This is a genomic window from Pseudomonas sp. ES3-33 (genome assembly GCF_000952175.1).
GTDB lineage: Bacteria > Pseudomonadota > Gammaproteobacteria > Pseudomonadales > Pseudomonadaceae > Aquipseudomonas > Aquipseudomonas gregormendelii.
In genome coordinates this window covers 31,245-55,299 of record NZ_JZRI01000140.1, presented here as the reverse complement: position 1 = coordinate 55,299, position 24,055 = coordinate 31,245, and the positions used below count along the sequence as shown (strand labels likewise).

At 60.6% G+C, this 24,055-nt stretch carries 23 protein-coding genes; 13 read left to right on the top strand and 10 right to left on the bottom strand.

Annotated elements, in window-relative coordinates:
* Nucleotides 1–102 precede the first annotated feature (102 nt).
* On the top strand, nucleotides 103–351 hold the full coding sequence (locus UB23_RS23240; protein WP_045061631.1) for a DUF1652 domain-containing protein: 249 nt from the start codon (nucleotides 103–105) through the stop codon (nucleotides 349–351).
* A gap of 424 nt (nucleotides 352–775) precedes the next feature.
* Here UB23_RS23240 and UB23_RS23235 read toward each other — a convergent pair whose 3' ends face one another.
* The 3 genes from UB23_RS23235 to UB23_RS23225 all read right to left on the bottom strand — a co-directional run bounded on the left by UB23_RS23235 (nucleotide 776) and on the right by UB23_RS23225 (nucleotide 3,764).
* Complete coding sequence (locus UB23_RS23235) at nucleotides 776–1,543, bottom strand: SDR family oxidoreductase (RefSeq protein WP_045061630.1); 768 nt, start codon at nucleotides 1,541–1,543, stop codon at nucleotides 776–778.
* Between the two features lie 44 nt (nucleotides 1,544–1,587).
* Entirely contained in the window at nucleotides 1,588–2,655 is a 1,068-nt protein-coding gene (locus tag UB23_RS23230; RefSeq protein ID WP_045061629.1) for a phosphotransferase family protein, read from the bottom strand.
* A gap of 143 nt (nucleotides 2,656–2,798) precedes the next feature.
* A complete protein-coding gene (locus tag UB23_RS23225; RefSeq protein ID WP_045061628.1) occupies nucleotides 2,799–3,764 on the bottom strand; it encodes a 2-hydroxyacid dehydrogenase in 966 nt (321 codons plus the stop codon).
* A gap of 494 nt (nucleotides 3,765–4,258) precedes the next feature.
* Here UB23_RS23225 and UB23_RS23220 point away from each other — a divergent pair, with 494 nt between their 5' ends.
* Complete coding sequence (locus UB23_RS23220; protein ID WP_045061627.1) at nucleotides 4,259–5,539, top strand: serine/threonine transporter; 1,281 nt, start codon at nucleotides 4,259–4,261, stop codon at nucleotides 5,537–5,539.
* Nucleotides 5,540–5,692: 153 nt separating this feature from the next.
* On the opposite strand, the gene acnB is transcribed toward UB23_RS23220, so the two are convergent.
* Nucleotides 5,693–8,302: a bifunctional aconitate hydratase 2/2-methylisocitrate dehydratase gene (gene acnB / locus UB23_RS23215; protein WP_045061626.1), complete on the bottom strand. Its 2,610-nt coding sequence runs from the start codon at nucleotides 8,300–8,302 to the stop codon at nucleotides 5,693–5,695.
* 567 nt (nucleotides 8,303–8,869) lie between these two features.
* On the opposite strand from acnB, the gene UB23_RS23210 reads away from it, so the two are divergent.
* Nucleotides 8,870–9,340, top strand: a complete 471-nt coding sequence (locus UB23_RS23210; protein ID WP_010459705.1) for a DUF1289 domain-containing protein — start codon at nucleotides 8,870–8,872, stop codon at nucleotides 9,338–9,340.
* Between the two features lie 102 nt (nucleotides 9,341–9,442).
* Here UB23_RS23210 and UB23_RS23205 read toward each other — a convergent pair whose 3' ends face one another.
* The gene (locus UB23_RS23205) at nucleotides 9,443–10,306 is read right to left on the bottom strand and encodes a universal stress protein (protein WP_045061625.1); all 864 of its coding nucleotides are present in this window, start codon (nucleotides 10,304–10,306) and stop codon (nucleotides 9,443–9,445) included.
* 161 nt (nucleotides 10,307–10,467) lie between these two features.
* Here UB23_RS23205 and UB23_RS23200 point away from each other — a divergent pair, with 161 nt between their 5' ends.
* On the top strand, nucleotides 10,468–11,076 hold the full coding sequence (locus tag UB23_RS23200; RefSeq protein WP_045061624.1) for a tRNA-(ms[2]io[6]A)-hydroxylase: 609 nt from the start codon (nucleotides 10,468–10,470) through the stop codon (nucleotides 11,074–11,076).
* Between the two features lie 110 nt (nucleotides 11,077–11,186).
* Here the strand turns inward: UB23_RS23200 and UB23_RS23195 are convergent, their stop codons facing one another.
* Together UB23_RS23195 and UB23_RS23190 are read right to left on the bottom strand one after the other, a co-directional pair.
* Nucleotides 11,187–11,675 (bottom strand): GFA family protein, encoded by a 489-nt coding sequence (locus UB23_RS23195; protein ID WP_045061623.1) that lies wholly within the window; start codon nucleotides 11,673–11,675, stop codon nucleotides 11,187–11,189.
* A gap of 45 nt (nucleotides 11,676–11,720) precedes the next feature.
* Entirely contained in the window at nucleotides 11,721–12,125 is a 405-nt protein-coding gene (locus UB23_RS23190) for a PaaI family thioesterase (RefSeq protein WP_045061622.1), read from the bottom strand.
* A 303-nt stretch (nucleotides 12,126–12,428) separates the two neighbouring features.
* On the opposite strand from UB23_RS23190, the gene UB23_RS23185 reads away from it, so the two are divergent.
* From UB23_RS23185 to UB23_RS23175, 3 genes are all read left to right on the top strand, one after another.
* On the top strand, nucleotides 12,429–13,313 hold the full coding sequence (locus UB23_RS23185) for a LysR substrate-binding domain-containing protein (protein WP_045061621.1): 885 nt from the start codon (nucleotides 12,429–12,431) through the stop codon (nucleotides 13,311–13,313).
* 100 nt (nucleotides 13,314–13,413) lie between these two features.
* Complete coding sequence (aguA, locus tag UB23_RS23180) at nucleotides 13,414–14,538, top strand: agmatine deiminase (RefSeq protein ID WP_045061620.1); 1,125 nt, start codon at nucleotides 13,414–13,416, stop codon at nucleotides 14,536–14,538.
* A 2-nt stretch (nucleotides 14,539–14,540) separates the two neighbouring features.
* Entirely contained in the window at nucleotides 14,541–15,638 is a 1,098-nt protein-coding gene (locus UB23_RS23175) for an extracellular solute-binding protein (RefSeq protein WP_045061619.1), read from the top strand.
* 20 nt (nucleotides 15,639–15,658) lie between these two features.
* Here UB23_RS23175 and UB23_RS23170 read toward each other — a convergent pair whose 3' ends face one another.
* The gene (locus UB23_RS23170; RefSeq protein ID WP_442963640.1) at nucleotides 15,659–16,285 is read right to left on the bottom strand and encodes a DNA-3-methyladenine glycosylase family protein; all 627 of its coding nucleotides are present in this window, start codon (nucleotides 16,283–16,285) and stop codon (nucleotides 15,659–15,661) included.
* Complete coding sequence (locus UB23_RS23165; RefSeq protein ID WP_045061618.1) at nucleotides 16,282–17,385, bottom strand: bifunctional transcriptional activator/DNA repair enzyme AdaA; 1,104 nt, start codon at nucleotides 17,383–17,385, stop codon at nucleotides 16,282–16,284. Before UB23_RS23165 ends, UB23_RS23170 begins: the two co-directional genes overlap by 4 nt.
* Before the next feature lie 162 nt (nucleotides 17,386–17,547).
* Here UB23_RS23165 and UB23_RS23160 point away from each other — a divergent pair, with 162 nt between their 5' ends.
* Nucleotides 17,548–18,135, top strand: coding sequence for a LysE family translocator (locus tag UB23_RS23160; RefSeq protein WP_045061617.1), 588 nt, complete (start codon nucleotides 17,548–17,550; stop codon nucleotides 18,133–18,135).
* Here the strand turns inward: UB23_RS23160 and UB23_RS23155 are convergent.
* Nucleotides 18,117–18,959, bottom strand: coding sequence for an AraC family transcriptional regulator (locus tag UB23_RS23155; RefSeq protein WP_045061616.1), 843 nt, complete (start codon nucleotides 18,957–18,959; stop codon nucleotides 18,117–18,119). The genes UB23_RS23160 and UB23_RS23155 overlap by 19 nt on opposite strands.
* Before the next feature lie 234 nt (nucleotides 18,960–19,193).
* Between UB23_RS23155 and UB23_RS23150 the strand changes: the two genes are divergently transcribed.
* From UB23_RS23150 to UB23_RS23130, 5 genes are all read left to right on the top strand, one after another.
* Nucleotides 19,194–19,442, top strand: a complete 249-nt coding sequence (locus UB23_RS23150) for a hypothetical protein (protein ID WP_045061615.1) — start codon at nucleotides 19,194–19,196, stop codon at nucleotides 19,440–19,442.
* Complete coding sequence (locus UB23_RS23145; protein WP_045061638.1) at nucleotides 19,442–20,596, top strand: NnrS family protein; 1,155 nt, start codon at nucleotides 19,442–19,444, stop codon at nucleotides 20,594–20,596. Before UB23_RS23150 ends, UB23_RS23145 begins: the two co-directional genes overlap by 1 nt.
* Before the next feature lie 174 nt (nucleotides 20,597–20,770).
* Nucleotides 20,771–21,226: a (2Fe-2S)-binding protein gene (locus UB23_RS23140; RefSeq protein ID WP_045061614.1), complete on the top strand. Its 456-nt coding sequence runs from the start codon at nucleotides 20,771–20,773 to the stop codon at nucleotides 21,224–21,226.
* 19 nt (nucleotides 21,227–21,245) lie between these two features.
* Nucleotides 21,246–23,414: a xanthine dehydrogenase family protein molybdopterin-binding subunit gene (locus UB23_RS23135; RefSeq protein WP_045061613.1), complete on the top strand. Its 2,169-nt coding sequence runs from the start codon at nucleotides 21,246–21,248 to the stop codon at nucleotides 23,412–23,414.
* 1 nt (nucleotide 23,415) lies between these two features.
* Nucleotides 23,416–23,994 carry a hypothetical protein gene (locus UB23_RS23130; protein ID WP_045061612.1) on the top strand — a complete coding sequence of 193 codons (579 nt, stop codon included), beginning with the start codon at nucleotides 23,416–23,418 and terminating at the stop codon, nucleotides 23,992–23,994.
* Nucleotides 23,995–24,055: the final 61 nt, after the last annotated feature.

The following is a 24,055-nucleotide window of genomic DNA, read 5'->3' as shown; positions in this document are numbered from 1 at the left end:
AGACCTGTGGTGCCCCAACGGTACATCTCAAGGAACAGCAACATTGATAGCGAAAACATCGACATATCGATCCATTTTGCGCCAGTGCCAAGGTGAATCCCTATGATTTCTCTCGTGCAATTGCGTACCCAACTGGAGCAGAGCTTCCCTCCGCTGGCCTGTGACTGCAGCCTGACGGGCGACAGCTCGCTCACGGTGAAGCTCTATCATCCGACTTCAGGTCAGGTCGACCTGGTGGTCAGCGGGTTGAGCGTCGTCAATCTGCGAACACCTGATGCGGTCGCCGCGCTGGTCGAAGAATTGCGTTATGAACTCGAGAGTAACAACTTGCGCCAATTAGGCCCTTTATAGTCCAGAGTGGCCATTTACTGGCGTTGGCGGCAGGCTAGGCTATAAGAAATGCGAAGGTATTATTTTCTGTAGCCAGCGCGCGGCTTCGCGATGTTGTCGTCAGGTTGCCGAAAGTGTCGATAACTTACCGCAGGTCAGCCTATGAAAAGTCTTGGGAAACGCGTTTTTTCGCCGCTGTCGCTTGCCCTTTGCGCACTGATCCTCGGCGGCTGCGCCAGTCCGCCTCCGCCGCCACCCCCACCGGCACCACCACCTCTGGAACGTACCTGCGAAATGATCGAAAGCACTGATGTCCAGGGCGACGTGCGTGGGGAGAGCGGGCAAGTTACGCGAGTGACCGAGCTGACCCGGTGCGTCACCTAATAGGTTTTTCAATCGATATTGGTTTAACGCATACCCCCTAAGGGGTGTGCGTCAACTCAGATCAGGAGAGGAACCCGCCATCCACATTCAGCGACACACCCGTGGTGTAGCTGGACGCGTCACTCGCCAGATAAAGCACCGCCCCGGCCATTTCACTGGGGTCTGCTACTCGCTTGAGCGGGATCTGCTGCAGTGCAGTCTTGAGGATTGCATCGTTTTTCACCAGCGCCGAAGCAAACTTGGTGTCCGTCAGCCCAGGCAGCAGGGCGTTGCAACGGATGCCGAACTGCGCGCATTCCTTGGCAAACACCTTGGTCATGTTGATCACGGCAGCTTTGGTCACCGAGTAGATGCCCTGGAACACTCCCGGGGAAATACCGTTGATCGATGCCACGTTGATGATGCTGCCACCGCCGTTCTCGCGCATCAGCTTGCCGGCTTCCACGGACATGAAGAAGTAGCCGCGGATGTTCACGTCCACGGTTTTCTGGAACGCCCCGAGGTCGGTGTCCAGCACGTTGCAGAACTGCGGGTTGGTCGCGGCGTTGTTGACCAGGATATCGAGACGGCCGAACTGTTCCTTGATGCCGGCGAAGACCTGGCTGATCTGTTCCATTTCGCCAATGTGACAGGCGATCGCCGTGGCTTTGCCACCAGCAGCGATGATGGCGTCGGCAACGTGCTGGCAGCCTTCGAGTTTGCGACTCGAAACAATGACATGGGCGCCTTGTTGGGCCAGGAGTTTGGCAATGGCTTCACCAATGCCACGGCTGGCGCCGGAGACGAAGGCGATTTTGCCGTCGAGGTCGAACAACTGGGTCTTGGACATGGAATTCCCTTAATGAAGAGTCTTGTTATTGGGCCAGGGCGGATTCAGAGGCTGGATTTGGCAATGACCTGCAGGCTCATCTGCTCCAGCAGTTTGTTCATGTGAATGAACTGCGCAAAGCGTTTGTCCTGGGTCTGGCCATGGAAGAAGCGGTAGTAGATCTGCTGCACGATCCCGGCCAGGCGGAACAGGCCGTAGGTGTAGTAGAAATCGAAGTTGTCGATCTGCAGGCCGGCACGCTCGGCATAGTAGTCGACGAATTCACGGCGAGTGAGCATGCCTGGAGCATGGCTCGGCTGGCGGCGCATCAGTTGCACCGGCGGCGGGTCGCCGGCTTCTATCCAATAGGCCAGGGTGTTGCCCAGGTCCATCAGTGGGTCGCCGAGGGTGGTGAGCTCCCAATCGAGCACGCCGATGATCTGCATCGGATTGCCGGGGTCGAGAATCACATTGTCGAAGCGGTAATCGTTGTGCACGATGCTTGAGGTAGGGTGATCGGCGGGCATCTTGTCGTTGAGCCAGGCCTTCACCGCTTCCCATTTCGGTGCATCCGGGGTCAGGGCCTTCTCATAGCGATCGCTCCAGCCGCGAATCTGCCGCGCCACATAGCCTTCGGGTTTGCCCAGGTCGCCCAGGCCACAGGCCTGGTAGTCGACCCTGTGCAGCTCGACAAACTTGTCGATGAAGCTCTTGCACAGGGCCTCGGTCCTGGCTGAATCCAGCCCCAGCTCTGCAGGCAGCTCGGAGCGCAGGATAATGCCCTTGACCCGCTCCATCACATAGAACTCGGCGCCTATCACCGATTCGTCGGTGCAGTGCACGTAGGCCTTGGGGCAATAGGGAAAACCGTCGCGCAGTTGATTGAGGATGCGAAACTCGCGCCCCATGTCGTGGGCGGACTTGGCCTTGTGACCGAACGGCGGGCGCCGCAGGACGAACTCCTGCCCAGGGTATTCCAGCAGATAAGTGAGGTTGGAGGCGCCACCGGGGAACTGGCTGATGGTGGGCAGGCCACTCAATCCGGGAATGTGGGCCTTGAGGTAAGGATCGATCAGGCTGGCATCGAGTTCTTCGCCGCTGCGAATAGGTGTGGATTGGTCAGTAAGCGCCATGCTTATCCCTTCTGCTTATTCTGGAGGCCTGAAACTATTGGCTAATCTAATGCGCACTCCTGGCACCCACAACCACGAACATCCCTTATAGGTGAGCGTGTTGCCGGCCAATCATTGTTTTTGATACACCTGTTTGAATTATCTCAGAGCACCGCACTGCTCAGATCGCTGGGCAGGTTGACGGGCGTCAGTACCGGTTCACCGGAAAAGAATGCCACCAGGTTGCGCCCGACCATCTCCACGGTACCCTGGGTCGCTTCCGGAGACAGCCCGGCAACGTGCGGGGTGAGGATCACGTTGGCCAGGGACTTGAGTGCATCGGGGACCCGGGGCTCGGCGTCGAATACGTCCAGCGCCGCGCCAGCGATCCTGCGTTGCTCAAGCGCGCTGATGAGGTCGGCAGTCACGACCACACTGGCCCTGGCGATGTTGACGATAAAACCGCTGGGCCCCAAGGCATCTAGCACCTGGCGGTTGATCAGGTGCCGGGTACCCACCCCACCGGGCGTTGCGACGATCAGAAAGTCCGAGGCCCGGGCCAGCTCGGTCGGAGTCGAGCAAAAATCGTAGGGGACATCCTTGCGGTTCTGCCGGTTGTGGTAGCAGATCGTCATGTCGAAGCCATTGGACGCGCGCTTGGCGATGGCCATGCCGACTGCACCCAGGCCGAGGATACCCAGGCGTTTGCCCGCCAGCGACGGGCGCATGATCTTCGGCCACTCACCCCGGCGCACGGCGGCGTCGCAGCGGGGAATGTCGCGCACCAGCGACAGCAGCATTGCCATGGCATGGTCGGCCACCGACGACGCATTCACCCCGGCACCGTTGGTGACGGTGATGCCCCGGTCAGCGGCAGCGTGCAGGTCGACGTGTTCGTAACCGGCGCCGATCACGCAGATGATCTTGAGGGCGGGCAGGGCGCTGATCTCTTCGGCGTACAAGCCAAGCGGCCCGCGGGTCAGCACCGCATCGATCCGGTCACCATGACGGGCGATGGCAGCAGCCCGTTCGTTGGGGGTCGGTGCCAGAATCAGGTGAAAGCCCTGGTGTTCGAGAATCGGCAGGTAGTCATTGATGGTTTCGACCAGTACCAGAACGGTTGCGGGCATTGCGCGACTCCTGTGATCGGCGACTAGGTGGACAGCGCAAATGGGTCAAAAATGCTGATTCCCTGACAGTCTGGCAATCGTTGTCATTTGCGCAGTAGTGCTTTGATTCTGGACGGGTTCACGCAAGAAGCAAGGTCGGTGGCACGCCGGCTATCCAGTGTGCCACCAGGATACTGGGCGGCGCGCGCTCTGGTGTGTTCGGCCTGTGCAATCGGCTTGAAATCATAGATTGGGGATGAGCCGAATTAACTCCAGCGCATCGCTACGCAGCGACATATCTGAAAGCGACAGATAAGCCAGCTGATAACGACAGCTTTTGTGCTGATAACGACAAGTCGACGATCTGCCACGCACGACCATTCCTCAGCTAAGTCTTTGCTTCTGCTCAGTTATCGCGGAGAATCGCGCCCCTGTTTCGGCCGGACATGTCTGTCGGTTTTTTCCGACGCGTCCTGACCGAGTGGCAAGTGACCGGAATGCGGAGATCCGACCGGATGAATGATCAGGCCAATAGCGTCGACGAACGCTATGTAGCGACGAAACCCACCAGCCTCGAAGGCTGGAATCGCCATGACACCACCTGGATGTTGGGGCTGTTTGGCACGGCCATCGGCGCCGGCACGCTGTTCCTGCCGATCAATGCGGGTCTGGGCGGCTTTTGGCCGCTGATGATTCTTGCGCTGTTGGCGTTCCCCATGACGTTCTACGCGCACCGCGGCCTGACCCGGTTCGTGCTGTCCGGGCGCGAAGGCGCCGACATCACCGAAGTGGTTGAAGAACATTTCGGGATCAAGGCCGGCGCGCTGATCACCTTGCTGTACTTCTTCGCGATCTTCCCGATCCTGCTGATCTACAGCGTGGCGCTGACCAACACCGTGGGCAGTTTCCTCGAGCATCAACTGCACATCATGCCGCCACCGCGCGCGGTACTGTCGCTGGTGCTGATTCTGGGCCTGCTGGCGGTGGTGCGTTGCGGCGAACAGGTGATCGTCAAGGCCATGAGCCTGATGGTCTATCCGTTTATCGTCGCGCTGTTGTTCCTGGCGGTGTTCCTGATTCCCCACTGGAATGGTGGCATCCTCGCTACCGCGACCACAGTGCCGGCACCTTCGGCGTTACTGCATACGCTGTGGCTGGCGATTCCGGTGATGGTGTTCTCATTCAACCACTCGCCGATCATCTCGGCCTTCGCGGTGGATCAGAAGCGTCGCTACGGTGAACATGCCGAAGAGCGCAGCTCGCAGATCCTGTCCCGCGCCCACGCTTTGATGGTGGTGATGGTGCTGTTCTTCGTCTTCAGCTGTGTGCTGACACTGTCGCCGGCGCAGCTGGCGGAAGCCAAGGCGCAGAACCTGTCGATCCTGTCGTACCTGGCCAACCATTTCAGCAATCCGACCATTGCCTTTGCGGCGCCACTGATTGCCTTCGTGGCGATTTCCAAGTCGTTCCTGGGGCACTACATCGGCGCCAGTGAAGGGCTCAAGGGGCTGATCGTCAAGAGCGGCAAGCGTCCGGCAGCCAAGACCCTGGACCGCATGACGGCGGCCTTCATGCTGGTGGTCTGCTGGATCGTGGCGACGCTGAACCCGAGTATCCTGGGGATGATCGAAACCCTGGGCGGACCGATCATTGCGGCGATTCTGTTCCTGATGCCGATGTACGCGATTCGCAAGGTACCGGCCATGGCGCGTTATCGCGGGCAGGCTTCGAACGTGTTCGTGACGGCGGTGGGGCTGGTGGCGATATCGGCGCTGATCTATTCGCTGAGTGCCTGACAAGCAAGATCAAAGGATCGCAGCCTTCGGCAGCTCCTACGGGTAAATGCATTCCCCTGTAGGAGCTGCCGCAGGCTGCGATTTTTTGATCTCAGGGCATAAAAAAACGCCGCTCATCTCACGATGGGCGGCGTTTTTTATTGCGCTGTAACGTTAGGCTTGAACGACCGGGATGTTGGCGTTCGCTGCGGCTTCACGGAACTCGGCGATCTGGTCGAAGGACAGGTAGCGGTAGACATCAGCCGCCATGCTGTCGATCTTGCCAGCGTATTCCATGTACTCCTCGACGGTCGGCAGGCGACCCAGGATGGAAGCCACCGACGCCAGCTCAGCCGAAGCCAGGTAGACGTTCGCGCCGTCACCCAGACGGTTCGGGAAGTTACGGGTCGAAGTCGACACGACGGTCGAATTCGGCTCTACACGGGCCTGGTTACCCATGCACAGCGAGCAGCCCGGCATTTCCATGCGCGCGCCAGCCTTGCCGTAGATACCGTAGTAGCCTTCCTCGGTCAGTTGGTGAGCGTCCATCTTGGTCGGCGGCGACAGCCACAGACGGGTTGGCAGCTGACCCTTGACCTGCTCCAGCAACTTGCCCGCAGCGCGGAAGTGGCCGATGTTGGTCATGCACGAACCGATGAACACTTCGTCGATCTTCTCGCCAGCAACGCTGGACAGCAGACGGGCGTCGTCCGGATCGTTCGGCGCGCAGAGCACAGGCTCCTTGATGTCGGCCAGGTCGATTTCGATGATTTCAGCGTATTCGGCGTCAGCATCGGCAACCATCAGCTCAGGGTTGGCAACCCAGGCTTCCATCGCTTGGGCACGACGCTCCAGGGTACGCGCATCGCCGTAGCCTTCGCCGATCATCCAGCGCAGCAGGGTGATGTTGGAGTTCAGGTACTCGGTGATCGACTCTTTCGACAGCTTGATGGTGCAACCGGCAGCCGAACGTTCGGCCGAGGCGTCGGACAGCTCGAAAGCCTGCTCGATGCTCAGGTCGTCCAGGCCTTCGATTTCCAGGATGCGGCCGGAGAAGGCGTTCTTCTTGCCTTTCTTTTCAACGGTCAGCAGGCCAGCCTGGATCGCGAAGTAAGGAATGGCGTGAACCAGGTCACGCAGGGTGACGCCCGGTTGCATTTTGCCTTTGAAACGCACCAGGATCGATTCCGGCATGTCCAGTGGCATGACGCCAGTGGCTGCGGCGAACGCTACCAGGCCGGAACCGGCCGGGAACGAAATGCCCATTGGGAAACGTGTGTGCGAGTCACCACCGGTACCGACGGTGTCCGGCAGCAGCATGCGGTTCAGCCAGCTGTGAATGATGCCGTCGCCTGGACGCAGGGAAACGCCGCCGCGGGTCATGATGAAGTCTGGCAGGGTGTGGTGGGTGGTCACGTCGATCGGCTTTGGGTAGGCCGCGGTGTGGCAGAAGGACTGCATCACCAGATCGGTCGAGAAGCCCAGGCACGCCAGGTCTTTGAGTTCGTCACGGGTCATTGGACCGGTGGTGTCCTGGGAGCCGACGGTGGTCATCTTCGGTTCGCAGTAGGTACCAGGACGAACGCCTTTGCCTTCTGGCAGGCCGCAGGCCTTGCCGACCATTTTCTGTGCCAGGGTGAAGCCTTTGCCGGTATCGACAGGTGCTTCTGGCAGCTTGAACAGGTCGGTTGGACCCAGGCCCAGTTCGGCACGGGCCTTGTCGGTCAGGCCGCGACCGATGATCAGCGGAATACGGCCGCCGGCGCGAACTTCGTCCAACAGCACCGGAGTCTTCATTTCGAAGGTGGTCAGGACTTCGTCAGTGCCGTGTTTGCAGACTTTGCCAGCATGCGGATACAGGTCGATCACGTCGCCCATGTTCATGTTGGTGACGTCGAATTCGATCGGCAGGGCGCCGGCATCTTCCATGGTGTTGTAGAAGATCGGAGCGATCTTGCTGCCGAAGCAGAAACCGCCAGCACGCTTGTTCGGGACGTATGGCACGTCGTCGCCGAAGAACCACAGCACCGAGTTGGTGGCGGATTTACGCGACGAACCGGTACCGACCACGTCACCGACGTAGGCGATAGGGAAATCCTGGCCGCGCATTTCTTCGATTTGCTTCATCGGGCCGGTCTTGCCTTGCTCGTCCGGCACGATGCCTTCGCGAGCCATTTTCAGCATGGCCAGGGCGTGCAGCGGGATGTCCGGGCGGGACCAGGCGTCTGGGGCAGGGGACAGGTCGTCGGTGTTGGTCTCGCCGGTGACCTTGAACACGCGCAGGCTGATCTTGTCGGCCAGGGTCGGACGGTTGCTGAACCACTCGCCGTCAGCCCAGGACTGGATCACGCCTTTGGCGTGTTCGTTGCCGTTGCGGGCTTTTTCCGCGACATCGTGGAACGCATCGAACATCAGCAGGGTGTGCTTGAGCTGAGCGGCTGCAACAGGGGCCAGTTCGGCGCTGTCGAGCAGGTCAACCAGGGTCACGATGTTGTAGCCGCCCTGCATGGTGCCGAGCAGTTCAACAGCGCGCTTCTTGTCGATCAGAGGGGAAGTTGCTTCGCCTTTGGCGAGGGCAGACAGGAAACCGGCCTTTACATAGGCGGCTTCGTCCACGCCTGGCGGAATGCGATTGGTGATCAGGTCAACGAGGAAAGCTTCTTCGCCAGCCGGGGGATTCTTCAGCAGCTCGACCAGGCCTGCAGTTTGTTCGGCGTTAAGCGGCTGGGGAACGATACCCAGTGCTGCACGCTCTTCGATATGTTTGCGGTAGGCTTCAAGCACAGTTATTACCCTCATCAGTGGTCCCAAATGGGTGTCCGGGACGCTCATCCCGAAATTGCCGTACTCATGCGCTGCGCGGCGTTGTGGGCCGCTTAGCCAGAATTACCGACAATTCCTTACAGAAGCTGCTTTCAAAGTTTTACGCCTGCAGAACGGGGAGCTGATGAGGGTTGGCGTTGGGCTTTTCCCCGCTGGAAAAACCCTTCGCCAACACCGCTCTGAAGGAACGACTGTGCTCGTGACGCTTTGAAAACAGCTTCTAACGGACATTGGCGCCTTAAAAGGCTGGCTGATTCTACGGCAAAAAAAAATTAAAGGTAAGTGAGGGTCTATTGGACTTTGGTGGCGAGTCGCGTTGTGCGCCTACGTGTGCGAGGCAAGGCGCGGGATGCCGCTAATGGTTGTTCCCTTGGCAAATCCCGCAACGCAGCTTCGCGCACGTAGGCGCGCAACGCGGCCGGTGCCAAAGTCCAATAGACCCTCCGCCCCTCAAGATTGAGGGGTGATCAATGTTAGACAAAGGGCTAACATGCCGACCTGTCCTGCTTTCCCGTGTTCTCCTTAACTATGCCCAATCAGACCATCAAGACCCCCTGCGTCGGCCTCTGCTCCACTGTTTACGGTGACCTGGTGTGCCGTGGCTGCAAGCGTTTCCATCACGAAGTGATCAACTGGAATGGTTACAACGAGGAGGAGAAGCGCGCGGTGTGGCTGCGTCTGGAGCAGCTGTTGTCCCAGGTCATGGCCAGCAAGCTGGAGATTTTCGACCCCCAGCGCCTGCGGCTGCAGCTGGAACAGCGAAAGATTCGCTTCGTGCCGCATCAGTCGGAATATTGCTGGGCCTATCAGCTGATTGCCCGGGGGGCGCGGGTGATCAACAACCTCGAGGCCTACGGCATGGTGCTGATGCCGGAATTTCGCGACTGGAACCTGCCGGAGCTGCGCGATGCGATTGATCGGGAGTTCTTTTTGCTGTCGGAGGCGCACTACCAGCGCTATATCGCACCGGGCTTCCTGAAAGACGCCTTCGGCGGCTGACTTTAAAGTCGAAAGATCGCAGCCTTCGGCAGCTCCTACATAGGCTTGCGTTCATCCTGTAGGAGCTGCCGAAGGCTGCGATCTTTTGATCTTGCTTTTGCTTTAATGCCGCGCCACCACCTCTTCCAGATGATCCTCGATCTCCTGCGGCTTGAGCACCAGCACATCACTCTCCACCGCATCCAGCACCACCTCTGCGGTATTGCCGATCAACGCCCCCGACAACCCGGACCGCGCTACGGTGCCAATCACCGTCACCACTGCACGCAGCTTGTGCGCCATGAACGGAATCAGCACGTCAGCCGGCCCTTCCTCGATGTGCAAGTGCTGATCGTCGATGTCGAACTCGGCCTGGAACGCCCGGCATTGTTCGCGATATCGCGCCTCGATGGTTTCGCTGAGTTGAAAGGTGGGGTCCGCCGACGACAGCATGGGCGACGGATGGGCGCTGATCACGTGCAGGCGGGCCTTGGCCAGGCTGGCGATGTCGTAGCCATGATCGATGATGATGTTGTGCAGGTGCCGGTGCTCCAGGTCGGTGTTGCCGACATCGATGGCCGCCAGAACCACCCCGTCCTTCCACGGATGGGCAGTTTTCACCAGCAGCACCGGGCACGGGCAGTGCCGCAACAGTTTCCAGTCCGCCGGCGTCAGCAGGGCTTTTTTCAACGGGCTGTCGGGGAAGTGCTGCTTGATCACCAGGCCGCAACCTTCAGCCTGCTGCACATCGATGATGGTTTCATGCAGGCTTTCGTTCCACGCCTGCTCGGTGGTGACGCTGTAGCCATCCGCCAACAGCGCCGCCTTGAGCACGCCGAGCATGCCGCCATGGTCGTGCTTGCGGTCGCACACCAGCAGATGCAGATGCGCCTGGGTCACGCCGGCAATCAGTTTTGCGCGTTTGAGCGCGAGGCTTTCCGAGTGTTCGGGCTCGATGACCACCAGGATGCTGCGGATGGCTTGCATGATCGGGATCTCCGGGAGATGGAAAAATGCTGCGTGGGACAACTATAGTTGCTGGCCACGCATCCGGGACTTGATGCATATCAACGGTAAGCGACTGGTGGTCTGGCGGCAGGCCGGTATAATCGGCGCCCTTCGTTTTGTACCTTCTTTGCGTGAGCCCCATGATCCTTCCCGAAATTCACGAGTTCCTCGGCTGCCGCACCCCCGACGGCTGGGTTCAAGCCGCGCTGGCGGATCAGGAAACCCTGCTGATCGACCACAAGAACTGCGAATTCAAGGCGGCCAGCACGGCGTTGAGCCTGATCGCCAAGTATCACTCACACGTCGATCTGATCAACCTGATGTCGCGCCTGGCTCGGGAAGAGCTGGTGCACCACGAACAGGTCATGCGTTTGATGAAGAAGCGCAAGATCGAGCTGCGCCAACTGTCGGCCGGGCGTTACGCCTCGGGCCTGCGCAAGGTGGTGCGTAGCCATGAGCCGGTAAAACTGGTGGATACCCTGGTGGTCGGCGCATTCATCGAAGCCCGCAGTTGTGAGCGTTTCGAAGCCCTGGTGCCACATCTGGACGAAGAATTGGGCAAGTTCTATTTCGGCCTGCTCAAAAGCGAGGCCCGGCATTTCCAGGGTTATTTGAAACTGGCTTACCAGTATGGGGATGCGAAGGATGTTGCCCAGGTGATCGACCGGGTGCGTGCGGCCGAGCAGGAGCTGATCGAATCACCGGACGTGGAGTTCCGTTTCCACAGCGGCATCCCAACCGCCGCATAACCCCCGTATGAACGAGGCTTTCCCGCGAAATCGCCATCGCGGGCAAGCCATGCTCCTGCAAAAAACGTCATCCGCAAGGCAGTAGAACCGCTTCACCACAGAGACTGTGATTACTTTTCCAGACCGAGGCGTATATGCCAATCGGCAATGGACTCCTCGGGGTAGACGTCGAACTGCTGGTCCTTGGGTTTCACCTCAACCTCCACCCACGACGCTTTCGAACCCAGCATCAAATGCGTGTGCTCCGGTGGCACCGGCAGCGCGGTGTCGATGGCCGAGGCAAACGGATGAATCAACTCCGGCCATTGCGGGCTGAACAGCCACAACCCAGTCCCGCAAACAGAACAGAAATGCCGCTCGGCGGTGCTGTTATGGGCGCGTTTATCACCCACGTCCTTGAGCCGCGCATGGTAGATCGCGATGTGCTTGCGCCCGCGCACCTTCAGGCTGCCGGCGTCGCCACTGAGGTTGATCGCATAACCGCCGCCGCCCTGGGTCTTGCGGCAGATCGAGCAGTAGCAACGCTGGTAAGGGTAGGGATGACCGCTGGTGAGGCTGAACGACACCGCGCCGCAATGGCATGAACCTTCGAGCTGCATGGGACCTCCGGCTGTTCTCGAATCGATTCAAGACAGCCTAGACCCTTAGCGACTGTCGACCGGCACCAGAATCGCGTCGCCGGTCGCCACCAGTTTTAACTCGTCACCGGTTTGCGCGAACAACTCGGCGCGGGCGAACACCTGCTTCTTCCCGGCCTTCACCACCCGCCCCTTGGCGATGAACACTTCACCGACAGCGGGTGCCAGGCAGTTGACTGAAAAATGCGACGCCAGCACGTTGCCGGCGACCGTCCCGGCGGCAAAACCGCAGGCGGTGTCGAGCAACGCGGCGATCAGGCCGGCATGCAGGAAGCCGGCGTACTGCGCCATGTCGGTTTCGCGAAAAACCAGGGTAAGTTCGGCTTCACCGCTTTGGGCGTAGGTGACTTCGAAGCCGGCCCAACGGTTGAAGGCTGAGGTTGAGTTGGTCTGTTTGAGTGCGTTGAGCATAGCGAATCCCTCCGGTTGAGGGATCAACATGCGCCGGGTTCGGGGGGAAGTCATGGTGGATAAAGGAGGGTGATGGGCGGGTGGAGTTGCGCTGAATGGACTGCTGACAAAGGTACTGCTGCATATAGGTGGTGTAGGTGTAGAACGCCTGCAGGAGCTGCCGAAGGCTGCGATCTTTTGATCTTTTTTGGCGCGGCCGCTTAAGATCAAGATAAAAGATCGCAGCCTTCGGCAGCTCCTACGGGGGTGGACGTGTGCCAGTTACCGGGTCAGCATGACCGCCTCGAGACAGAGCCTTGATCAATGCGACGACTACCCTCCCTGGCAGCACTCAGAACTTTCGAATGCGCCGCTCGTCACGCTCATTTCGGCCGGGCGGCGGCGGAGTTGTGCGTCACCGACAGCGCCGTCAGCCATCAAATCCGTCAACTCGAAGAACAGTTGGGCGTGTCGCTGTTTATCCGCGAAGGTCGGCAGATTCGCCCGACCATGGCCGCCGGGCGCCTGATGCAGAGTTTGCAGCAGGCTTTCGAACTGATCGGCGAGGCCTGCGATGAACTGCGGGATCCGTCATCCCTTGCTGTGTTGCGCCTGGCGGTTACCGCCGAACTGGCGCAGAAATGGTTGATGAGCCGCCTCACGGATTTCTACGCGCGCTATCCGCACATCACCTTGCACCTCTACGAACAACCGATCGACGCCACCGCGCCGGGGGAAGACATCGACCTGGCGATCACCTACGGCACCGGCCCGGTGGACAGCAGCGCCTACTTCGTGCGGCCCTTGCCGGCGTTGCAGTTCTTCCCGGTGTGCAGCCCCAGCCTATTCAACCAGGGTACGCTGAAAACCCCGAAAGACCTGGCCCGTCACTGCCTGCTGCACGACGATCAGGACGGCAAGACCTGGACCGCCTGGCTCACCAGCCATGCCGGCGACCAGCGCCCGGAGCGACAACTGTATTTCGCTCACGCCGGGTTGGCGCTGGAGGCGGCTGCGCAGGGGCAGGGCGTGGCCATGGGCGATAACCTCACGGCACAGGAAGACCTGCTCAGTGGGCGGCTGGTGCGACCGTTCGCGGCCAACATCACCGCGCTCGGCCAATACGCCCTGGTCTGTGAACGGGTCCGCCTGGAGCGTCCAGCCGTGGCTCAAATGCTTGATTGGTTCAACGATCAGTTGGCCGATTGATGAGTTAAATTCAAGCATCCCGAAATAATCATCGTTGGCGAGGAGGGCGCTGGCGACCTTAGCCTGTGGTCATTCCAATCCCCGCTGATGAGGTATGCCCATGGCACGTTTGCTCGATTCCACCCCCAAACAAGACGGCTTCCGCCTGCCCGGTGAATTCGAAACCAAGTCCGGCTGCTGGCTTGGCTGGCCTGAGCGCACCGACGTTTGGCGCAACGGCGCCAAACCTGCGCAGAAAGTCTGGTTGCAGATTGTTACCGCCATTTCCCAGAGCGAACCGGTGACTGTGTGTGCCTCCGCCGCACAATTCGCCACCGCTCGCCGTCAATTGCCGCCGCAAGTGCGGGTCGTAGAAATGACCTGCAACGACACCTGGTTTCGCGACAGCGGCCCGTGCTTTGTGGTCAACGATGCCAGCGGCGACGTGCGTGGCGTGGATTTCGAGTTCAACGCCTACGGCGGTCTCGACGGCGGCTTGTATTACCCGTGGGACAAGGACGACCAGATCGCGAGCAAGATCCTCGAAATCGAACGTTTCGACCGTTACCGCGCGCCGCTGATTGCCGAGCTCGGTGGCATCCAGAGCGACGGCCAGGGCAGCATCCTGACCACCGAGCAGTGCCTGCTCAACCGCAATCGCAACCAGCATTTGGGCAAGGAGGAAGTCACCCGACGGCTGACCGATTACCTCGGCGCCGAGCAAATTATCTGGTTGCCACGGGGCTGCAAGTTCGACGAAACCGATGGCCATGTCGATGACCTCGCTTGCTTCGTCCGCCCCGGCGAAGTGGTACTGCAATGGACCGATAATCGCGATGACCCGCAGTGGGAAATCTACCAGGAGGCCTACGACATCCTGCGCAGCACCCGGGACAGCCGTGGTCGTGAGTTGACCGTGCACAAGTTGCCGCAACCGGATGTGCTGGAATGGACCGGCGAAGAAGCCGAGGGCCTCGATCAGCAGGACAGCACCCACACCCGCCAGGCGGGGACGAAAATCTGCGCGTCGTACATCAACTACTACGCCGGCAATACCTCGATTGTGGTGCCGTTGTTCGGTGATCGGCAGGATCAGACCGCGCTGGCAACCCTGGCCGAACTGTTCCCTCGGCACAAAATCGTCGGCATCGAAAACTCCCGGGAAATCCTCCTCGGTGGTGGCAACGTCGCCTGCATCACCATGCCGCAATACGCCGGCACTCCTGACCACAAGAAGGGGGTTTAACCATGGGCCTGCACAAACTTGCTCAAGCGTTGTTGCTGGTGCTTGCACCCCTGTGTGTGCAGGCCGCCGACACCGCCAAACCGGTGGTCAACCTGTACATCTGGGGCGAGTACCTGGCCCCGGACACCCTGAGCAACTTCGAAAAACAGACCGGCATTCGGGTGGTGGCCGATCACTTCGACTCCCTCGAAACCGTCGAGACCAAACTGCTGACCGGCCACAGTGGTTATGACCTGGTGCTGACGGCGGGGCAGCATCTGTCCCGGGCGATCCAGAGCGGCGCAATCCAGACGGTGGACAAGCAGCAACTGCCGCACTTTGCCGGCGTCGGCGAGGAGTTCCGCCAGCACATGGCGGTGTTCGATCCGGGCAACCGCTACGCCGGGATATACGCCTGGGGCACCACAGGCGTGGGTTATCAGGAGGAGGCGGTCAAGCAGCGTCTGCCCGACGCGCCACGGGACAGCTGGGCGATGTTGTTCGATCCGACCGTGGTGTCGAAATTCGCCGATTGCGGGGTCACCCTGCTCAACGACCCTAACGAAGTATTTGCCGCGGTCATGAAGTACATGGGCCTGGACATCAACCGCCAGAGCCTGGATGACCTGAAACTCGCGGAACAGCAATTAGCCAAGATCCGGCCTTACATCCGCTACTTCGATAACGACCTGAACATCAGCGACCTGGCCAACGGCAACACCTGCGTGGCGATGTCCTGGAACGGCAACGTGGCCATTGCTGCCGGTCAGGCTACGGCGGCGAACAAACCGTTCAAGTTGAGTTACCGGATCCCGAAGGAAGGCACGTTGATCTGGTTCGATGCCATGGTCATACCCAAGGACGCGCCGCATCCGCAGGCAGGGCTGGCGTTGATGGACTACCTGATGACGCCGCAGGTGATTGCGCCGATCACCGACACCATTCATTACGCCAATGCAATTACGGCAGCGGATGGGCTGATCGATCCGGCGATTCGCAATGATCCGGGGACGTATCCCTCGGCTGAGGTAAGGGCTTCGTTGTACAGCAAGAATGACAATGGGAAGGCGTTTAACCGGGCGTTGATTCGGGCGTTCAGTCGGTTGAAGTCGGGGTTGTGACGGGCTTTGGGTGATGCGGCCTACTTGCTAGGTACCCGCCACAAATACCAGCAAGCCACTGTCCGATAAGGCTTCCAGTCCAACCCGATCTCAATCATCTGCCGGCGAGTAGGCTGCACCTGCAAACCCTTCAACCGCCGATACCCCTCACGCACCCCAAAGTCATCCGCCGGCAAAATATCCGGGCGCTCCAGGCCGTAGATCAGCAGCATCTCCACGGTCCAGCGGCCAACCCCGCGCAGGGTGATCAAGCGCTCGATCAGCGCTTCATCGTCCATCATCCGCGCGGTGTTGTAATCGGGCACCACGCCACTCACCGCCGCTTCGGCGATGCCCTGAATGGTCGCTATCTTGCTTGCCGAAAAACCGCAGCTGCGTAGCGCGTCAAAATCAGTCGCGATGATCTGCTCCGGGCGCGGAAAATTCCCTGGGGGGAACAACGCCAGTAAACGCCCGATGATCGCGTCGCCGGCCCGGGCATGCAGTTGTTGGTAGGCAATCGAGCGCACCAGGGATTCATAGGGATCCCGCGCCGGATGTGGCTGATGCAGGCAGGGACCAATGGTGGCGATATGTTGGCGCCAGTCGTCATCGATGCCGGCCAGAAACTGGCTGGCAGCCGACCACGCGTCAGGCAGGGCGCTCATGCTTCTTCGCGCGCCATGCCCGGCAGGCTCAACTGGCTGAGCTGCAGTGCCGCGTTCTCCAGGCGCAGCAGGAATGCCTTGCGCGGCTGGCCGCCGCCGTAGCCAGTCAGCGAGCCATCGGCGCCGATCACCCGGTGGCAAGGGACGACGATGGAGACCCGGTTATGCCCGTTGGCCAGGCCGACGGCGCGGCTGGCGCCGGGTTTGCCGAGAATCGCGGCAATGGCGCCATAGGTACTGGTCTGGCCGTAGGGGATTTTGACCAGCTCGGCCCACACCTGCCTGGAAAATTCGCTGCCTGGCAGATGCAGCGCGACCCTGAATTCGCAGAGCTTGCCGGCAAAGTATTGCGCCAGTTCGTCTTCGATCTGGCGCAAATGGGCGTTATGCCCGGGCGCTATCACGTATCCATAGCGGTTTTGCAGCGCTTCAAGCTCACGGGTCAGTGCCGGTCGGTCAAGAAACTCAAGCATCACCAGCCCGCGCCGCTCCGCCATGGCGATCATCGGCCCCAGGGGCGTGGTCAGGCGGGTGAAGAGCAGTGGCTCACTGTCGGCTGCTTTGCCTGGGGTGATGTGGAATGACTTTTGAAACGCGTCGCGAAAACCGCTCAGGGATTCATAACCCGAATCGAACGCCGCGTGGTCGATGGACTCACCCTGGCGAATGCCGCCTAGCGCCATGCCCAGTCGGCGGGTGCGTAGCCACGCGTGGAAGGTCATGCCGAAATGCTGTTTGAACCAGCGCCGAAGTTTCAACGGCTCGATGCCCTCGGCCAGCAGTTGCGCATCGGACCATTGTCGATCCGGGGTGGCTTCTACCGCGCCCAGTAGCTTTTGCACCCAGTCCGGGGCAATGGCTGCAGCGTCCAGTGGCTTGCAGCGCAGGCAGGCACGATAGCCCGCCGACAGGCATTCATCGGCATGGGCGAAGAACTCGACATTCTCCGGCTTCGGTTTGCGTGCCGTGCAACTGGGACGGCAAAAGATGCCGGTGGTCTTGACCGCAGTGAAGAACACCCCCTCGTAGGCGGTGTCACGTTCAAGCATGGCGCGGACCATCTCGTTGCGGGGCGGTAAGGAAGCGTTTTGTAGGTTCATGGCGTGAGCATAGGGGGCGTCGCGCCGGGGCTCCACCGGTAAATCGACAAAGAATTCGCCCGGAGCGTCAGGAGTGCGCCTGCCGAGGGGTGTTTTGTTCAATACTCGGCGGTGGCGATTTCTTAGTCTGGGGGCCAATTCAACCGAGTGAAGAGGTTTGCGATGAGTCTGATTGTTTCCATGGCCGCGTTTGCGCTGGTGGCTTCGATCACCCCCGGGCCGGTAAATATTGTGGCCTTGAGCTCCGGCGCACAGTTTGGCTTGCGCGCCAGCCAACGGCATGTTCTGGGCGCCACCTTGGGTTTCGTGGTGTTACTGCTGTTGATGGGGCTGGGTTTGCATGAAGTGTTGCAGCGCTGGCCGGCGCTGACGCAGGTGGTGCGACTGGCGGGGGTGGCATTCCTGCTGTTCATGGCCTGGAAACTGGCGGCCGACGATGGCCAGGTCGATGCTGCGAGGTCGACCCGCGCGCCCTCGATGCTGTATGGCGCGATCATGCAGTGGCTCAACCCGAAAGCCTGGCTGGCCTGCGTGGCGGGCATGGGCGCGTTTGTCGCTGACGGTGAGGCGCGGCTGGTCTGGCAATTTGCGGCGGTGTACCTGGTGATCTGTTATCTGTCGGTTGGGTGCTGGGCCTACGCCGGGACTTTTTTGCGCGGGTATCTGAACAACCCGCGGGGGATGCGCCTGTTCAATCGGGCGATGGCGGCCTTGCTGGTGATGAGTGCGGGTTATCTGCTGTTGCCTTGATATTGGCCGGGCGTAGCGGCCAGGTGGTGTTTGAACGCACGCTGAAAATGTGCCTGATCGGCAAATCCCGCTTCAAGCGCCACATCGGCAATCAACTTGCCGCTGCGCAGGCGGTCCTGGGCAAACTGGATGCGGCGATTGATCAGGAAGGCGTGGGGCGTCATCCCATAACGTTGTTTGAACGCGCGGATCAGATAAGACGGCGATAACTGGGCGGCCGCGCATATGTCTTCAAGCTTGAGCAACCGAGTGCAGTTGTCGCGAATGAAATCCGCTGCGCGTTCCAGCTTGAAGTTGGGTTCACGCAGCGCTGGCCCGGCCGGGTTCAGCCGCAGCTGCAGGTCACTGAAAAACTCCACCAGGGCGCTGTGTTTCTGCAGGTGGTCCTGCTGCGAATCAGTCAACGCCTCATACACCCCGACCAGTCCCTCAAACAGGCTGGCATCGCGCACGTGCGTAAGGGCAAAGTGGCGAAACGCCAGGTCGGGACTGAAGCCCAGTTGGTGCTGCAGATCGGTAAGCCACGCCGTGTCGACATAAAACATCAGGTACGACCACGGCTCATCGTCGATGGGGTTGCAGGCGTGCACGTCGCCAGGGTTCATCAGTACGACGGTGCCGACGCTGACTTGCGACTGCACTTGATCGTGGAGATAGGTACTGCGTCCAGCCGTGATCGCACCGATGGAAAAATGCTCGTGGGAATGGCGCGTGTAACACACCTCGCGACCATCGACGATGGAGCGCGCTTCGACAAAGGGCAGGGCATCATCGCGCCAGAATAGCGGACGTTGATCTTCATTCCTGGCAACCGCGCGCTTCATATTCGAATCCTGGGCAGGTGAGTCGTTGAGTGTAATGGCTCCTGCGGCCAAAGGCTCGCCCTGGTGAATATGTCTGGCATAGTCATTCGGACAACACATGGAGTCATATCGACCTCAATAAACGATTGTCATTATGACTTCCTGCACGCCATCTCATTGATTTTCAAGACCCTGGATGTTGGCACGAGACTTGATATATCACTCGTACCCGAACACCTTCAGGAGTACCGGAAAATGTTCAGCTTCTTCAGTCATCCCCAGAATGTTCTGCACCTGTCCAGCCGCATCCTTGGAGCCGGTCTGGCCCTGCTCGGGGCCGGCATCTATGGCGCGTATTTGTACGGCGGACATCTGCCTATCCCTGCCTTGGTGTCGTTTCACGCCATGACCATCATCGGGCCCACCCTGTTGACGATCGGCTACGTAATGCGCCTGTTATCCCAGCATCATCTGGGTCAGCGCCTGACAGGGGTATGCGCTTGATGCGCGCCTTGGGTTCGGCACCACTGTTCAGTCTCGGCTTTCGCCCGTTTTTCCTCGCCGGAGCCGGCTTCGCGGCGGTTGCCGTGGCCGTCTGGGGCTTGTGGTTGTACGGACGGTTGCCGGGTGCGCAGCCCATCGGCGGGATGTTGGCCTGGCATCGACATGAGATGCCGTTCGGTTTTGCTGCGGCAATCATCGCTGGCTTTCTCCTCACGGCAGTGCCCAACTGGACCGGTCGCCCGGGGCTCCACGGCTGGCCCCTGATTGGGCTGGTGCTGACCTGGCTGCTGGCGCGGCTGGCGTGGATGATGCCGTTGCCAGCCGAACTGCTGATCGCCACCCAGGTGCCTTTCCTGCCGTTGCTGGCATGGTTCATTGGAAGGGACCTGGTCATGTCCGGCAAGCGCGACAACTACCCGGTCCTGCTGGTGATCGCGCTGCTGGCGGGTTGCCAGTTGATGACCCTGGCCGGTATGGCGACCGACAACGTCGATCTGCAGCGTCGTGGTGTGCTCGCGGCGTTGTGGCTGATAGGCGCGTTGATGAGCGTGATCGGTGGCCGGGTGATTGCGTTCTTCATTCAGCGCGGCTTGAATCGTCTGCCAGCGCCTGTGACCAACCCCTGGCCCACTCGCATCCTGCTCGTCGGCGGGCTGCTCGCAGCCCTGTCGTTCGCGGCCGGGTTCAACGACGTTCCCAATCCTTGGCTGTCTGGCCTGTTTCTGCTGATCGGGGGCTTGCACCTGCTGCGCCTGTGGCGTTGGCATGATCGAGGTATCTGGGGTGTACCGTTGCTGTGGTCGCTGTACCTCGCATATGCCTGGCTGGTGGTGGCGGCGCTGGCGATGTCGCTGTGGCATGCCAGCCTGATGTCGCAGCAGAGTCTTGCCAGTCACTCGCTGGCCGTCGGCGGGGTCGGCGGGTTGATCCTGGCAATGATTGCCCGGGTCGGTCTAGGACACACCGGGCGAGCGCTGACAGCCTCGAAACCGATCGTTCTGGGGTTTGCCCTGCTGATGATTGCGGGCGTCTGTCGGGTGCTGCTGGTACCGTTTTCCACCAGCGGCCTGGGCTTGTCGGCGCTGCTGTGGTGTGCGGCCTTTGTACTTTTTCTGTTGAGCTATACCCGGATTCTATTGCGGCCCAGGGTGTAGCGCTTGCCGGCCAGTGCACACTCGCTGGGCCCTTTAATGACATGACCGGTGGTCGATGAACCGGTCTCGCCCGCTATTTTGCGCTTAGCTGTAGGGATCACTCGAGGCGTGCGTGGGCATTGATCGGCCACAGCGACGCTCCTTCAGAACACCGTGAGTCTGAGGAAACCCGCAATGCTGACGCTTAACATCAATGGCAAGGACCAGGCTCTGGATGTCCCTGCGGACATGCCGCTATTGTGGGTGCTGCGGGATGTCGCGCACCTGACTGGAACCAAATTTGGCTGCGGCATGGCGCAATGCGGCGCCTGCACCGTGCACGTCGACGGCGCGCCGCTGCGATCCTGCATCACGCCCGCCACAGCCGTGGCCCATGGGCAGAAGATCCTCACGATTGAAGGCCTGTCCGCCGATGGTTCTCATCCCGTGCAGCAAGCCTGGGCCGAACTCGACGTGGTCCAGTGCGGTTACTGCCAGTCCGGGCAGATCATGTCTGCCGCAGCCTTGCTGGCAAAAATCCCCAAGCCCACCGACAGCGATATCGACCAGGCACTGTCCGGCAATATTTGCCGTTGCGGCACCTACCCGCGTATCCGCGCGGCAGTCAAACGCGCAGCCGACATCGGTTGATTTCCGGGGAGGGCAGGTCATGAACAGCAGTCATCCGCTGTCGCGTCGGGGGTTTCTCAAGGGCAGTGCCGTGCTTGGCGGCGGGCTGGTCGTGGCCTTTGTCATTCCCGGTGCTCACCGCTTCGCCCTGGGCGCGGAGAATCAGGGCAATGTATTTGCGCCGAATGCGTTCTTGCGAATCGGCAACGACAACAGCGTCACCGTGCTGCTCGGGCACTCGGAAATGGGCCAGGGCATCTGGACCGGCCTGACCATGCTGATCGCCGAGGAACTGGACGCCGACTGGTCGAAAATCCTCGTCGAACATTCCCCGGCGTCGGCCGCTGATTATGGTCTGGCCGGCTTCGGCGGGATGCAGATCACCGGCGGCTCGACCTCGACCTGGATGGAGTTCGATCGCTACCGCCAGGCGGGTGCGGCGGCGCGCTTGATGCTGATCGACGCGGCGGCCAAGCGCTTCAATGTCGCGCCCTCGACGATCCGTACCGAATCGGGGGTGGTCATCACCGCAGATAATCGGGTCACCTACGGTGAACTGGCCGATGAAGCCGGCCAGTTGCCAGTGCCGGACCCGGCCTCGATCAAGCTCAAGGAGCCCAAGGACTGGAAGCTGATCGGCAAACCCACCAAGCGCCTGGACACGCCGGAGAAAATCACCGGCAGGGCCAGGTTCGGCATGGATGTGCAGTTCGAAGGTTTGATGACCGCCATGGTTGCTCGCACGCCGGTGTTCGGTGGCCACGTCAAATCTTTTGAAGGCGCCGAGGCGCTGGCGATACCGGGCGTGCACAAAGTGGTGCAGGTGCCCAGCGGAGTGGCGGTGATCGCCGATCACTATTGGGCGGCGAAGCTGGGGCGTGATGCACTCAAGATTGACTGGGACCTGGGGCCCAACACTGGCCTGGACAGCCAGCAATTGCTGGAAAGTTTCCGCAAGCTGGCCGGCACCCCGGGCCTGCCCGCGAGTAAGGGCGGGGATGCCAAGGCCGCCCTGGCCAAGGCGGCGAAAACCATCGATGTCGAATACAGCGTGCCTTACCTGGCCCACGCACCGATGGAACCGCTCAATTGCACGGTGAAAATCACCCAGGACAAGTGCGAGATCTGGACGGGCACCCAGTTTCAGACTCTGGACCAGATGATCGCCGGGAAAATTACCGGCTTGAAGCCCGAACAGGTGGAGATTCATACCGAGTTCCTCGGTGGTGGCTTTGGGCGCCGGGCCAATCCGACTTCGGATTTTGTCGCCGAAGCGGTGCAGGTGGCCAAGGCCGCAGGCGCGCCGGTGAAGACGGTGTGGTCCCGCGAAGACGACATCCGTGGCGGCTACTACCGCTCGGCATTCCTGCATCAGGCGCGCATTGGCCTGGATGCGGGTGGGTTGCCCATCGCCTGGCAGCATGTACTGGTCGGGCAGTCGATCATGGCCGGCACCATGCTCGAGGCAACGATGGTCAAGGATGGCATCGACAAGACCTCTGTCGAGGGCGTGGCGGACAGTCCCTATCTGCAGCACCTGGCCAACCATCAGGTCGAACTGCATTCGCCGAGCACGGGAATCAATGTGCTGTGGCTGCGTTCGGTGGGGCATACCCATACCGGATTCGTCATGGAATCACTGATCGACGAACTGGCCGAGGCGGCGGGCCAGGATCCAGTGGAGTACCGACGCACGCTGCTCAAGGACCATCCGCGGCATCTCGGCGTGCTGAACCTGGCAGTGGAAAAGGCCAACTGGAAGGCAACGTTGCCGGACGGCCATGCGTTGGGCGTGGCGGTGCACGAGTCATTCGGCAGTTACGTCGCCCAGGTGGCCGAAGTGTCCCAGGACAACCTGGCGATTCGCGTGCATCGGGTGGTGTGCGCAGTGGACTGCGGCATTGCGGTCAACCCGCAGAGCATCGCGGCGCAGATGGAGTCGTGCATTGCCTTCGGCCTGGGGTTTGCCCTGCACAGCAAACTGACCTTCAAGAACGGCAAGGTGGAGCAGTCCAATTACCACGACTATCAAGTGCTGCGCCTCAATGAGATGCCGGTGGTTGAAGTGCATATCGTGCCCAGTTCCGAGAAGCCCGGAGGTATCGGCGAAGCGGGTGTGCCGCCGACGGCACCGGCAGTGGCGAACGCCGTATTCGCCTTGACCGGGCAACGCCTTCGGGAACTGCCGCTGCAACTGTCGGGGGTGTGAGATGAAACGACATCTGATGCTGGGCGCGGTGATGCTGCTTGGCCTGGTGGCTTACACCGAGGACCTGTTCGCGGACGACAGTGAAGCGCTCAAGGCCTTCGATACCGTGCAGAAAGTCTTCCAGAGCCCGCGTTGCCAGAATTGCCATATTCCGGGGGATTCGCCGCTGCAATTCGATGCCGGCACGCCCCATGGGATGAATGTCGTGCGGGGTATGGACGGCAAGGGTGCTGCAGGTCTGCCTTGTATCACCTGTCACGCTGAGGCCAATCCGCCGGCCAGTTACGGCCCCAATGCGCCACCCGGTGCGCCCCACTGGAGCCTGCCGCCGGCCGCCCACAAGATGGCCTGGATCGGCCTGCCGGCCGATCAGCTATGCGCAATGATCAAGGATCGCAAGGCCAACGGCGACCGTGATTTCGCCGCGCTGATCAAGCATGTCAGCGACGACAAACTGGTGCTCTGGGGCTGGAACCCGGGAGCTGGCCGGGCGCCAGTGCCGGTGCCGCACGATATTTTTGTTGCCCAGTTCAAACTGTGGGCGCAGGCGGGAGGGCCATGCCCGGTCCAGGGCATCTGACTCAGCGCTGAACTCAAAAAAAACCCGCCGGAGTCGGCGGGTTCTTTAGCGGCTAACCGAA